We start from the raw sequence: 11,945 nt of genomic DNA, 5'->3' as shown, positions 1-11,945 counted from the left end.
TCAGGCTTCCGGCACGACTCGCTTGGCCAGCTGGAAATGACGCTGCCAATAGGCGTTGCTGAGGTGATCGATGCGCACGTTGCTGCCACGTCGCGGGGCATGGATGAAGCGGCCGTCGCCCAGGTAGATGGCCACGTGGTCCACAGAGCGGCTACGGATACGGAAGAACAGCAGATCGCCCGGCTGCAGGTCGCTGCGCTTCACCGAAGGCGCGTCCAGGCGTGACAGGGCGCGAGAGGTGCGTGGCAGGTCGAGGTCGCTCTGGGTCTTGAAGGCGTACTGCACCAGGCCGCTGCAATCGAAGCCCTGCCGGGGGCTGGTGCCGCCCCAGCGATAGGGTATGCCCAGGGCGCCCAGGGCGCGGTCGATCACCTCGCGGGCCGGCGCCGGCTCGGCCGCTGGCGCGGTGGCGGGAATGGTCTGGATACGGAAGGTGGCGGAGGCTTGGGTACAAATTCCCAGTAAAAGAGCGCCTCCCAGGCAAAGTGACGTGAAAAACTTGTTCAAACCCAGTGATCCTGGTGACTGGCCAGCGAACGGAACCCCCTCCGAATCAAGGCATTGCATAGAAAACAGGCTTCCCGCCCGTCCCGGAGACGGACCATCGAAAAGCCCACCGGGTTCACTGCCGGCCTCGTCAAGCGACGAACGGTTACCGGCCTGAAGCTGCACATTCGTGACCGATCACCGCCATTTGCGCCCCGACTGTTGAGCCGCACCCGCTCGACCGTTAAGGTCACCCGGCTGCCCACCACCGCAAAGGACTCGTGCATGAACCTGAGAACCACCCTGTTCGCCGCCTCGCTGCTGGCCGTCAGCCTTGGCGCCCAGGCACAGACCGACAGCGCCAGCTGCAGCGCAGTCACCCTCGCCGATCCGGGCTGGAGCGACATCGCCGTGACCAACGGCATCGCCAGCCTGCTGCTCGACGGCCTCGGCTACAAGGCACAGACCCGCACCCTGGCCGTACCGATCATCTTCGCCGGGCTGCAGAAGGGCCAGGTGGATGTGTTCCTCGGCAACTGGATGCCGGCAGGCCAGCACGACTACGCGCGCTACGTGGAGAGCGGCCAGGTGGACAAGGTGGTGGAGAACCTCGGCGGCACCGAGTACACCCTGGCCGTGCCCACCTACACCTACGCGGCAGGGGTGAAGGACTTCAGCGACCTGAAGCGCTTCGCCGAGCGCTTCGACCGGAAGATCTACGGCATCGGCTCCGGCTCGCCGGCCAACGACTACATTCGCCAGATGATCGAGGGCAACGAATTCGGCCTCGGCGACTGGAAGCTGGTGGAGTCCAGCGAACAGGCGATGCTGGTGCAGGTCGGCCGCGCGGTGAAGCGCGACGAGTTCGTGGTGTTCCTCGGCTGGACGCCGCACCCGATGAACGTGCAGTTCGACATGCAGTACCTCAAGGGCGGCGAGAAATTCTTCGGCAGCACCGGCTCGGTCAATACCCTGGCGCGCAAGGGCTATGTCGCCGAGTGCCCGAACGTCGGCAGGCTGCTGAGCAACCTGACCTTCACCCAGGAAATGGAAAACACCATCATGGATGAGGTGCTCAACCGCAAGGTGGCCAACGCCACGGCGATCAGCACCTGGATCAAGGCCAACCCGCAGGTGCTGGAGCGCTGGCTGGACGGGGTGACCACCCGCGACGGCGCTGACGGCCTGGCCGCGGTGAAGGCCAGGCTCTGATGCCACGCCAGCCTGCAGATGCCCGATATCTCAGGCCTGGCGTACGTCAGTCGTCCAGTTCGGCGGGCGCACCCGACGCGTCCGCCTTGATGGTCTTGGTGACGATGTAGGTGAAGTAGCGCTCGATGCCGAGGTCTTCCAGCAGCAGCTGGTCGATGAAACGCTGGTAGTGGTCGATGTCACGGGCGCGGATCATGGCGATGTAGTCGACGCCGCCGCCGGTGGCGTAGCAGAAGCCCACCTCCGGCGCCTCGCCCAGGCGTTGCTCGAAGCGGCGCATGTCCTGCGCGGTATGCCGCGCCAGGGTGATTTCCACCAGCACCTGCTGGCTGCGGAACAGCGCCGCCCAGTCGATCAGCGCGCGGTAGCCCTTGATCAGCCCGGCGCTTTCCAGCTTGCGCACGCGCTCCCAGGCCGGGGTCACCGAGAGGTTGATCGCCTCGGCCAGGGCCGACTTGGTGATCCGCCCGTCCTCGGCGAGGATGCGCAGGATATTCAGGTCATAGCGGTCGAGCTTGTGCATCGGTGCCTCGGTCGATTGAGCGTTCATGGGGTGTATGGCCCCCGGTCGCGGCTACCCCCCCCACGATCTGTAAGTCTGTGGGAGGGGCTTTAGCCGCGACCGGTTAGCCCACCACCTCGGCGATGACCGCGAGGGTATCACCACACTGCACCAGCCCCGGGAAATGCCGGGCGGCGAGCAGGCCGCTGCGCCGGGCGTGGTACTCGCTGGCGGGCGCGCCGGTGCGCCGCAGGCTGTGCACCCGTGCGATCACCTCGCCCTTCTCCACCCTGTCGCCCAGATCGCGGCACATCTCCAGCAGGCCGTCGTCCTCGCTGGCGACGAAACAGTCGCCATCGGGCATGTCGAGCATCACCGACTCGCCGGCCTCGATCTCGCCCTGCAGCAGGCCGAAATGGATCAGCAGATTGCGCACGCCGCGCTCGGCGATGGCCAGGCTCTTCGCCGTGCTGCTGCCGCCGCCACCCAGCTCGGTGGTGACGAACACCTTGCCCTGCTCCTCGGCGGCGGTGTCGTACATGCCCACCGCGTCCAGCTCCAGCATGCGCATGCAGTAGGGCGCGGCGAAGGCGCGCATGCCGGCGGCGCAGGCCGCGTCCTGGGCCTTGTCCGGGAGCACGTGGCAGGCGGCGAAGGGCAGGAAGTCCAGGGTCTTGCCACCGGAATGGATGTCCAGCACCACGTCGGCCATGGGCAGCAGCGTGCGCTGGAAGTAGTCGGCGATCTTCTGCGTCACCGTGCCATCCGGCTTGCCGGGGAAACTGCGGTTGAGGTTGCCCTTGTCGATCGGCGAGGTACGGCTGCCGGCCTGCACCGCCGGGGTGTTCATGAACGGCACGATGATCACCCGGCCGGTGACGTCCTCGGCGCGCAGGCGCTGGGCCAGCTTGCTCAGCGCCAGCGGGCCTTCGTACTCGTCGCCGTGGTTGCCGCCGGTGAGCAGCGCTGTGGGACCACTGCCGTTCTTCACCACGGTCACCGGGATCATCACCGCGCCCCAGGCCGAATCGTCACGGGAATAGGGCAGCTTGAGATAGCCGTGTTGCACGCCGTCACGCTCGAAGTCGAGCGTGGGGCTGATGGGGTTGTCGCGCAGTGGGGTCATGATGCAAAGCCCGGCATGAATGTATGTCTCTGTGGCGTCGCTTTTCGTAGGAGCTGGCTTGCCAGCGATATGCTGTTGATGCGGATCGCCGGCAAGCCGGCTCCTACGACCGAGGGCAATCAATCCTTCACGAACAGCTGGCGCGGCACGTCGCAGAGGGTTTCCACGCCGCGTTCGGTGATCAGGATCGATTCGGTGATTTCCAGGCCCCAGTCGTCCAGCCACAGGCCGGGCATGAAGTGGAAGGTCATCCCCGGCTGCAGCACGCTCTCGTCGCTCGGACGCAGGCTCATGGTGCGTTCGCCCCAGTCCGGCGGATAGCTGATACCGATGGGGTAGCCGCAGCGGCTGTCCTTGTGGATGCCGAACTTCTCCAGCACCTTGAAGAAGGCACGGGCGATATCACCGGTGGTGTTGCCCGGCCTGGCCGCCTCCAGGCCGGCGGCGATGCCCTCGACCACCGCCTTCTCGCCATCGAGGAAATGCTGCGGCGGCTTGCCCAGGTAGATGGTGCGCGACAGCGGGCAGTGATAGCGCTTGTAGCAACCGGCGATCTCGAAGAAGGTGCCGGCGCCGCTGCGCATCGGCGAATCGTCCCAGGTCAGGTGCGGCGCGCTGGCGTCCGCCCCGGTGGGCAGCAGCGGCACGATGGCCGGGTAGTCGCCGCCATGGCCGTCGGCACCGAGGATGCCGGTGCGGTAGATCTCGGCGACCAGCTCGTTCTTGCGCAGGCCGGGCTCGATCTTGTCGAAGATCGCCGCATGCATCTTCTCGACGATCTTCGCCGCGATGCGCATGTAGCCGATCTCGGTCGGCGACTTGATCGCCCGCTGCCAGTTGACCAGCGCGGTGCAGTCGACGAAGCGTGCGTTGGGCAGATTGCGTTGTAGCGAGGCGTAGGCGGCGGCGCTGAAGTAGTAGTTGTCCAGCTCCACGCCGATGCTGAGCTTGTCCCAGCCACGTGCGGCGATGACCTCAAGGGACAGGTAGTCCATCGGGTGGCGCTCGGTGGACTGCACGTAGTGATCGGGGTAGCCGACGATATTGCCCTGTTCCATGAACACCGTGCGCTTGGCGCCATTGGCATCCTGGCCACGGCCATACCAGACCGGCTCGCCGTCGAGCGCCAGCAGCACGCACTGGTGCACGTAGAACGACCAGCCGTCATAGCCGGTGAGCCAGGCCATGTTGGACGGGTCGCTGACGATCAGCAGTTCGATGCCCCTGGCCTGCATGGCGCTGCGGGTCCTGGCCAGACGCTGGGCATATTCCTCCCGGCTGAAGGGGAGGTTGACGACGATTTCGGACATGGATGAATCCCCGTGTTTTTGTGGGACTGAGAGAGGGGCCGGGCGACGTTCCGTTTGCGCCGCGACGAAGCCCCTCTCACAGGGTCATGAATCGAAGTTGAGGCCTTTGCCGGCCTGCCGCGCACGCTGATAGGCCAGGCTGGCGATGGCGGTGTCCTGGGCGCCGGTGCCGGTCAGGTCGCACAGGGTGATCTGCTCATCTGCGCTGCGCCCAGGCCGCTGACCGGCGATCACCTGGCCCAGTTCGGCGAAGTCGGCATCGGCAGCCACCAGGCCTGCGGCGATGGCGTGGTTGAGCTCGCCGAGCACGCGGGTCTGGCTCAGGCGGTCGGCGACATAGGCGTCGACCTGCGCCAGCACGGCCGGGGCGATCTCGTTCTTGTGCTCGGCGTCCGAGCCCATGGCGGTGATGTGCAGGCCGGGGCGCAGGTGCCGTGGCTGGATCAGCGGTTCACGGCTGGGTGTGGTGCTGACGGCGATATCGGCGCCCTCCAGCGCGGCGTCGACGCTGTCCACGGCGCGGGCATCCTCCAGCTCGGCAGCCATGGCGCGGGCCTTGGCCGGGTCGCGTGCCCAGATACGCACCTCGTGTACTTCGCGCACCAGGCGCAGCGCCTGCAGCTGCAAGCGCGCCTGCTCGCCGGCGCCGAGAATGGCGACCACCCCGGCGTCCTCGCGCGCCAGCCAGCGGGCCGCAACGGCGCCGGCAGCCGCAGTGCGCACGGCGGTGAGGTAGCCGTTGTCCAGCAGCAGGGCGTCGGCCAGACCGGTCTGTGCGGAAAACAGCATCATCAGACCGTTGAGGCTGGGCAGACCAAGCTTGGGGTTGTCGAAGAACCCGGGGCTGACCTTGATGGCGAAGTGCGCAACGCCCGGCAGGTAGGCGGTCTTCACGTCCACCTCGCCGTTGTGCTCGGGCACGTCCAGACGCAGGATCGGCGGCATGGCCACGGCGGCGGTGGCGAGCAGGCGGAAGGCGTTCTCCACCACCGCCAGGCTGGCGCTGTCGAGGCCGACGCAGGCGCGCAGGTCGGCCTGGTTGAGAATCAGGGTCTTGGCCATGGCCACTCCTCAGGCTTCCGCGCCGTTGATGACGCGCAGGTGCTGGTCGATATCGATGTTGCGCCCGCTGATCACCACCACCACCGGACCTCGCGGTTGAATCAGGCCGTCGAGCAGCGCGGCGATGCCCACTGCAGCCGCACCTTCGACCACCAGTCGCTCCTCACGGTAGGCGTGGCGGATGCCGCGGGCGATGGACGCCTCGTCGAGCAGATGCACCTGGTCGCACAGGTCGCGGGTGATGGCGTAGGTGTAGCGGTTGTCCAGGCCGATGCCGCCGCCGAGGGAATCGGCCAGGGTCGGCAGCTCCTCTACCTCGACCGGTGCGCCGGCCTCCAGGCTGGCGTGCATTGCCGCCCCCAGCCGCATGCTGATGCCGTGAGCGCGAATCGCCGGGCTGGCCGCCTTGATCGCCAGCGCCACGCCGGCGAACAGGCCGCCGCCGGACAGCGGCACCAGCACCTCGCAGACGTCCGGGCATTGCTCGAGAATCTCCAGGCCCAGGCTGCCCTGGCCGGCGATCACATGCGGATGGTCGAAGGGCGGGATGAACGCTGCGCCCTGCTCGCGGGCGATACGCAGCGCTTCGAGCTGGGCATCGTCCTGGCTGCGGCCGCTGATCACCACCTCGGCGCCCAGCTCGCGGATGGCGCGCACCTTGTTCTGCGGCACCAGCTCGGACAGGCAGACGATGGCCTTCACGCCCTGCTGCGCGGCGGCGAAGGCCAGCGCGCGACCGTGGTTACCGGTGGAGGCGGTGACCACGCCGCAGCGCTTGCGCCCGGCATCCAGCTGCGCCACCGCGTTGCTCGCGCCACGCAGCTTGAAGCTGCCGGTGGCCTGCTGCGACTCCAGCTTCAGCCACACCGGCACGCCGAGCAGGCGACTCAGGCTGGGTGAGTGCTCTAGCGGCGTCTGGCGTACCAGGCCGGCGATACGCTGGCGGGCCTGGAGCAGGTCATCGAAGGCAATGGAGGGCATGGCGCACGTTCCGTGAAGGTGTGCGGCCGAGTGTATGAGCGGGAAATTGACTGACCGAATGTACTAGGACGATTTTTTGTTCGGCTTGCGGATAGGCATTGCCGCAAGGGTGTCGTCACGCCGACAAACGTAGGGTGGATCACGCTGTATCGATCCACCGTCACGGTGGACGTAAAAGGCGACGTCCACCCTACATTCCCGGATTTCATCCGGGCTACGGGGCAGGTCGTAGGAGCGGCTTCAGCCGCGAAACGTGCGCCTCACGCCAGTGAACGCAGGGTGGATCACGCTTCACCGATCCACCGTCACGGTGGACGTACAAGGCGACGTCCACCCTACTTTCCCGGATTTCATCCGGGCTACGGCAGGTCGTAGGAGCGGCTTCAGCCGCGAAACGTACACCTCACGCCGGCGAACGTAGGGTGGATCACGCTTCACCGATCCACCGTTGCGGTGGACGAGGAAAGGCGACGTCCACCCTCCGGCTCTCAAAAATCATGCACCTTCGGGTACTGGCCGAACACGTCACGGACGATCTGCACGCCCTGGCGCATCTTCGCCTCGCTGCATTCGGCGCCGACGCACAGCCGCACCGCGCGTGGCCTGGGCATGCCGGGCGGGACGAAGGGGTCGGGCAGGGTCAGCGCCACGTTGCGTCGGCGCAGCTCGCGCAGCAGGCTGTCGGTCTCCCAGCCCTCCGGCACACGCAGCCAGCTGTTGAGCGAGTAGAGATGGTTGCCGATCAGGTGCTCGCCCAGCTCTTGCTCGACCAGCGCCTGGCGGTTGGCCAGGAGCTGGCGCTGCAGCTGCACCAGGTCCTCGGCTTCACCGGAGTCGATCCAGCGCGTCGCCACTTCGCCGAGCAGCGACGGCGCCATCCAGCTGTTGACCCGCAGGATGCTCTCGGTGCGCAGCGCCAGGCGCTTGGGCATCACCAGGTAGCCGATGCGCAGGCCGGTGAGCACCGACTTGGTCAGGCTGGTGCAGTAAAACGACAGCTCCGGCGCGTAATGGCTCAGCGGCCGCGAGGCCTGCTGACCGGCCAGCAGCGGGCCGTAGACATCGTCCTCGATGATGTACACGCCATAGCGACGGGCGATCTCGGCGATCTCGCGGCGGCGCTCATCGGGCATCAGCGCGCTGGTCGGGTTGTTCAGGTTGGGCGTACAGACCAGCGCGGTGATGCGCTCGTTGCCGCACATGTCCTCGAAGTGCTCGGGATTCAACCCGTGGCGGTCCATCTCCAGCCCCTTGAGGGTAAAGCCGAGCACCTGCGAGCTGCCGATGGCGCCGTGGTCGGTCAGGCCTTCGCAGAGCACCACGTCATCCGGGCCGGCCAGCGTCGCCAGGGCGAGGAAGATGCCGTGGGCCGCGCCGCTGGTCAGCAACACGTCCTCGGTCCCCACATCCATGCCCAGGCGTGCCAGCCAGCGTACCGCCGCCTCGCGCTGGTGCTGCATGCCGGCAATCGGGCGGAAGGCGTGAATCCAGGGCTGGTCAGGTTCCTGCGCCAGCTCCAGGCAGGTCTGCCGCCACAAGCGGTCGTGAGCGTCGGTGTGGAGGATGCGCGCGTTGGAAAAGTCCATCAGCGCCTGCTCGCTGCGGTCGAGCATGCTGCTGGCCACCCGCTCGCTGGTGCGCCGCGAGACGAAGCTGCCACGGCCCACCTCGCAGCGCACGCGGCCCTGGCGCTCCAGCTCCTTGTAGGCGTTGGTCACGGTCTGCACGCTGATGCCCAGGGCATCGGAGACCTGGCGCTGCGGGGGCAACCGTTGACCGTCGATCAGGTTACCCTGTTCGATGTCGGCGGCGACCGCCTGGACCAGGAGCTTGTATTTCGACTCGCCCGGACGCGCGTTGGCCAGGGCCTTCTTCCAGTTCTGCATCGATGGCTTCCTCTGGCGACTGCAGGCAAGCATCCCGCGTGGGGCAGTGCGATTCAATTGTCCTAGTGCAATGCCGCAGCGAAAAAAGCCTTTGTATGCTCGGGCCAAGGGTGGAGAACAGTGCCTCGGCACCCCAGAACAACACCACCCGGCCGGCGCAGGTCCCGATCTGCGCGCCAACGCTCTTGATTTACCTGCCTCCTAACACAGCACGCCGCCGCTGGCGGACTACAAGAAACAGGAGAACACCAAGATGAGTAGCGTTATCCCCTCCCGCTTCGGTCACCTCGCACTGACCTGCGCCTTGCTCGGCGGCTTCGTCGCCGGCGCCCAGGCCTCGACCCTGGACAAGGTCAAGGACAGCAGCAGCGTGCGCATCGGCTACGCCAACGAGACGCCCTTCGCCTATACCGCGCTGGACGGCAGCGTCACCGGCGAGTCGCCGGAGATCGTCAGGAAGATCTTCGAGCAGATGGGCGTCAAGACCATCAACCCGGTGCTCACCGAATGGGGTTCGCTGATCCCCGGCCTGCGTGCCAGTCGTTTCGACCTGATCGCCGCCGGCATGTACATCACCCCCGAACGCTGCAAGCAGGTGCTGTTCACCGATCCGCACTACCAGTTGCCCGACACCCTGCTGACCAAGGCCGGCAACCCGAAGAACCTGCACAGCTATGCAGACATCGCCAAGAGCGGTGCCAAGGTGGCGATCATGGCCGGTACGGTGAACCTGGGATACGCCCGCAGCGCCGGTATCACCGACGAGCAGATTCTCCAGGTACCGGACACCACCGCCCAGCTGCAGGCCGTGCGCGCTGGCCGCGCCGATGCGGCGGTCGGCACTCAGCTGACCATGAAGGGCCTGGCCGAGAAGGGTGGCGACGGCGTCGAGGCCATCGCCGAATTCAACGACGACCCGGCCCACACCGGCTATGGCGCCCTGGCCTTCCGCCCGGAAGACAAGGACCTGCGCGATGCGGTGAACGCCGCGCTGAAGCAATGGCTCGGCAGCGAGGATCACCTGGCCACGGTGAAGCCCTTCGGCTTCGACCAGTCCAACATCACCGACAAGACCGCTGCCGAACTCTGCGCTCAGTAACCTGCGGTGTCTGCCGCGCACGCCAGTGCGCGGCATGAATCCTTCGACCGGTAGACATTCATGACCGATCTTCTCCCCCTGCTGTTGCAAGGCGCCTGGGTCACCGTGCAAGTCACCTTCTGGGGCTCGCTGCTGGCGATTGCCAGCGCCGTGCTCGCCGCCCTCGGCCGGCTGTCGCCGTTCGGCCCGCTGCGCTGGCTGGCGATCACTTACATCGAGATCTTCCGTGGCACCTCGCTGCTGGTGCAGCTGTTCTGGCTGTACTTCGTGCTGCCGATGCCGCCGTTCAACATCGAGATGAGCGCCTTCGCCGTGGCCGTGGTCGGCCTCGGCCTGCACATCGGCGCCTATGGCGCGGAAGTCATGCGCGGCGCCATCCGTTCGGTCGCCAAGGGCCAGTACGAAGCCTGCACCGCGCTGAACATGACGCCGTTTCGGCGCTTCACCCGCATCATCCTGCCGCAGGCCCTGCTGGCGGCGATTCCACCCGGCACCAACCTGCTGATCGAGCTGCTGAAGAACACCTCGCTGGTGTCTCTGATCACCCTGTCGGACCTGGCCTTCCGCGCCCGCCAGCTGGACCAGGCGACCTTCATGACCCTGGAGATCTTCGCCCTGGCGCTGCTGCTGTATTTCCTCATGGCACAGGTGATCAACCTCGGCATGCGCCTGCTGGAACGACGCCTTGCCCGTGGCCGGATGCGCGGAGGCCTGCAATGAACTTCTTCGACTGGGACTTCGCCCTGAGCATCCTCCCGGACCTGCTCAAGGCCTCGCTCAATACCCTGCTGATCACCTTCGCCGGCTTCGCCATCGCCATCGTCGTCGGCCTGCTGCTGGCCATCGCCCGGCGCAGCAGGCACCTGTGGCTGTCCTGGCCGGTGGCCGGGCTGATCGAATTCATCCGCAGCACGCCGCTGCTGATCCAGGTGTACTTCCTGTTCTACGTGTTCCCCAACTACGGGCTGAACCTCACCGCGCTGCAGGCGGGGATCCTCGGCATCGCCCTGCACTACGCCTGCTACACCGCCGAGGTCTATCGCGCCGGCCTCGACGCCGTGCCGCGCGGCCAATGGGAAGCGGTGACGGCGCTGAACATGGCGCCGCTGTCGGCGTACCGGCAGATCATCCTGCCGCAGGCGCTGCGGCCGATCCTTCCCGCGCTGGGCAACTACCTGGTGGCCATGCTCAAGGACACCCCGGTGCTGTCCGCGATCACCGTGGTGGAGATCATGCAGCAAGCCAAGAACATCGGCTCGGAGAGCTTCCGCTACCTCGAGCCCATCACCCTGGTCGGCCTGTTCTTCCTCGCCCTCAGCCTGGTCCTGGCCTGGTGCGTGCGGCGCATGGAAGATCGCCTGGAGGTCACTGCCCGATGACTGCTTTTATCAACTCGACCGCCGCTGCAGGGAGTTCCAGCATGCCCCAGCCCATCGTCCGCTTCACCGACGTGACCAAGCGTTACGGCAACCTTACCGTGCTCGACAAGCTCAACCTGGATGTCGCCCCCGGCGAGAAGGTGGCGATCATCGGCCCCAGTGGCTCGGGCAAGTCGACCCTGCTGCGCGCACTGATGACCCTGGAAAGCATCGACGAAGGCCTGATCGCCGTCGACGACGAGCCGCTGACCCACATGAGTACCCGCGACGGCCGCCTGGTGCCGGCCAGCGCCAGCTACCAGCGCAAGGTGCGCGGCAAGATCGGCATGGTGTTCCAGAGCTTCAACCTGTTCCCGCACATGTGCGCCCTGCAGAACGTCATCGAGGCGCCGATGCAGGTGCTCGGCCTGGGCCGGAAGGAAGCCACGGAACGCGCCGAGGACCTGCTGGCGATGGTCGGCCTGGGCGAGAAGCTGCGCCATTTCCCTTCGCAACTGTCCGGCGGCCAGCAACAGCGCGTGGCGATCGCCCGTGCGCTGGCGATGCGGCCCAAGGTGATGCTGTTCGACGAGGTCACCTCGGCGCTCGACCCGGAGCTGTGCGGCGAAGTGCTGGGGGTGATCCGCCGCCTCGGCAGCGAGCACAACCTGACCATGCTGATGGTCACCCACCAGATGGGCTTCGCCCGCGAGTTCGCCGACCGTGTGTGCTTCTTCCACCAGGGCCGCATCCACGAACAGGGCACCCCCGAGGAGCTGTTCGGCAACCCGCAGCAGGAGCGCACGCAGGCATTTCTCAGCGCAGTGAACGAGGCCCACTGAGGCAGCTTCGCGCAATCTCGTAGGAGCGGCTTCAGCCGCGATTGTTCACGGATGAATCCGCTCCTACGGAATCACGCCGGT

Annotated in this window: 12 protein-coding genes; 5 read left to right on the top strand and 7 right to left on the bottom strand. The window is 66.6% G+C overall.

The genetic code is table 11. The annotated features are described in order from the left end of the window. Entirely contained in the window at positions 1-567 is a 567-nt protein-coding gene (locus tag EWH21_RS01225) for a C40 family peptidase (protein ID WP_037052280.1), read from the bottom strand. 204 nt (positions 568-771) lie between these two features. Here EWH21_RS01225 and choX point away from each other — a divergent pair, with 204 nt between their 5' ends. After that, positions 772-1,698: a choline ABC transporter substrate-binding protein gene (choX, locus tag EWH21_RS01220; RefSeq protein WP_037052282.1), complete on the top strand. Its 927-nt coding sequence runs from the start codon at positions 772-774 to the stop codon at positions 1,696-1,698. A 46-nt stretch (positions 1,699-1,744) separates the two neighbouring features. On the opposite strand, the gene EWH21_RS01215 is transcribed toward choX, so the two are convergent. The 6 genes from EWH21_RS01215 to EWH21_RS01190 all read right to left on the bottom strand — a co-directional run bounded on the left by EWH21_RS01215 (position 1,745) and on the right by EWH21_RS01190 (position 8,565). Beyond that, positions 1,745-2,221 carry an Lrp/AsnC family transcriptional regulator gene (locus EWH21_RS01215; protein ID WP_277700584.1) on the bottom strand — a complete coding sequence of 159 codons (477 nt, stop codon included), beginning with the start codon at positions 2,219-2,221 and terminating at the stop codon, positions 1,745-1,747. 103 nt (positions 2,222-2,324) lie between these two features. Then, positions 2,325-3,326 carry a N(2)-acetyl-L-2,4-diaminobutanoate deacetylase DoeB gene (doeB, locus tag EWH21_RS01210; RefSeq protein ID WP_277699609.1) on the bottom strand — a complete coding sequence of 334 codons (1,002 nt, stop codon included), beginning with the start codon at positions 3,324-3,326 and terminating at the stop codon, positions 2,325-2,327. 119 nt (positions 3,327-3,445) lie between these two features. Further along, positions 3,446-4,636 carry an ectoine hydrolase DoeA gene (doeA, locus tag EWH21_RS01205; RefSeq protein ID WP_152487466.1) on the bottom strand — a complete coding sequence of 397 codons (1,191 nt, stop codon included), beginning with the start codon at positions 4,634-4,636 and terminating at the stop codon, positions 3,446-3,448. Between the two features lie 84 nt (positions 4,637-4,720). Then, complete coding sequence (eutC, locus tag EWH21_RS01200; RefSeq protein ID WP_277699608.1) at positions 4,721-5,698, bottom strand: ectoine utilization protein EutC; 978 nt, start codon at positions 5,696-5,698, stop codon at positions 4,721-4,723. Positions 5,699-5,707: 9 nt separating this feature from the next. Continuing rightward, positions 5,708-6,679 carry a hydroxyectoine utilization dehydratase EutB gene (eutB, locus tag EWH21_RS01195; RefSeq protein WP_277699607.1) on the bottom strand — a complete coding sequence of 324 codons (972 nt, stop codon included), beginning with the start codon at positions 6,677-6,679 and terminating at the stop codon, positions 5,708-5,710. Positions 6,680-7,167: 488 nt separating this feature from the next. Next, on the bottom strand, positions 7,168-8,565 hold the full coding sequence (locus tag EWH21_RS01190) for a PLP-dependent aminotransferase family protein (RefSeq protein WP_277699606.1): 1,398 nt from the start codon (positions 8,563-8,565) through the stop codon (positions 7,168-7,170). Positions 8,566-8,818: 253 nt separating this feature from the next. Here EWH21_RS01190 and ehuB point away from each other — a divergent pair, with 253 nt between their 5' ends. The 4 genes from ehuB to ehuA are packed head-to-tail and all read left to right on the top strand — an operon-like array spanning position 8,819 to position 11,864. Beyond that, positions 8,819-9,664: an ectoine/hydroxyectoine ABC transporter substrate-binding protein EhuB gene (ehuB, locus tag EWH21_RS01185; protein WP_175252514.1), complete on the top strand. Its 846-nt coding sequence runs from the start codon at positions 8,819-8,821 to the stop codon at positions 9,662-9,664. 60 nt (positions 9,665-9,724) lie between these two features. After that, positions 9,725-10,384: an ectoine/hydroxyectoine ABC transporter permease subunit EhuC gene (gene ehuC, locus EWH21_RS01180; RefSeq protein ID WP_277699605.1), complete on the top strand. Its 660-nt coding sequence runs from the start codon at positions 9,725-9,727 to the stop codon at positions 10,382-10,384. Beyond that, positions 10,381-11,043 (top strand): ectoine/hydroxyectoine ABC transporter permease subunit EhuD, encoded by a 663-nt coding sequence (ehuD, locus tag EWH21_RS01175; RefSeq protein ID WP_037052304.1) that lies wholly within the window; start codon positions 10,381-10,383, stop codon positions 11,041-11,043. Before ehuC ends, ehuD begins: the two co-directional genes overlap by 4 nt. A gap of 41 nt (positions 11,044-11,084) precedes the next feature. Beyond that, positions 11,085-11,864, top strand: coding sequence for an ectoine/hydroxyectoine ABC transporter ATP-binding protein EhuA (gene ehuA / locus EWH21_RS01170; RefSeq protein WP_277699604.1), 780 nt, complete (start codon positions 11,085-11,087; stop codon positions 11,862-11,864). Positions 11,865-11,945 lie beyond the last annotated feature (81 nt).

The organism is Pseudomonas sp. REST10, assembly GCF_029542605.1.
Classification (GTDB): Bacteria; Pseudomonadota; Gammaproteobacteria; order Pseudomonadales; family Pseudomonadaceae; genus Aquipseudomonas; species Aquipseudomonas khazarica.
This window is presented reverse-complemented; position numbering and strand designations above follow the sequence as displayed.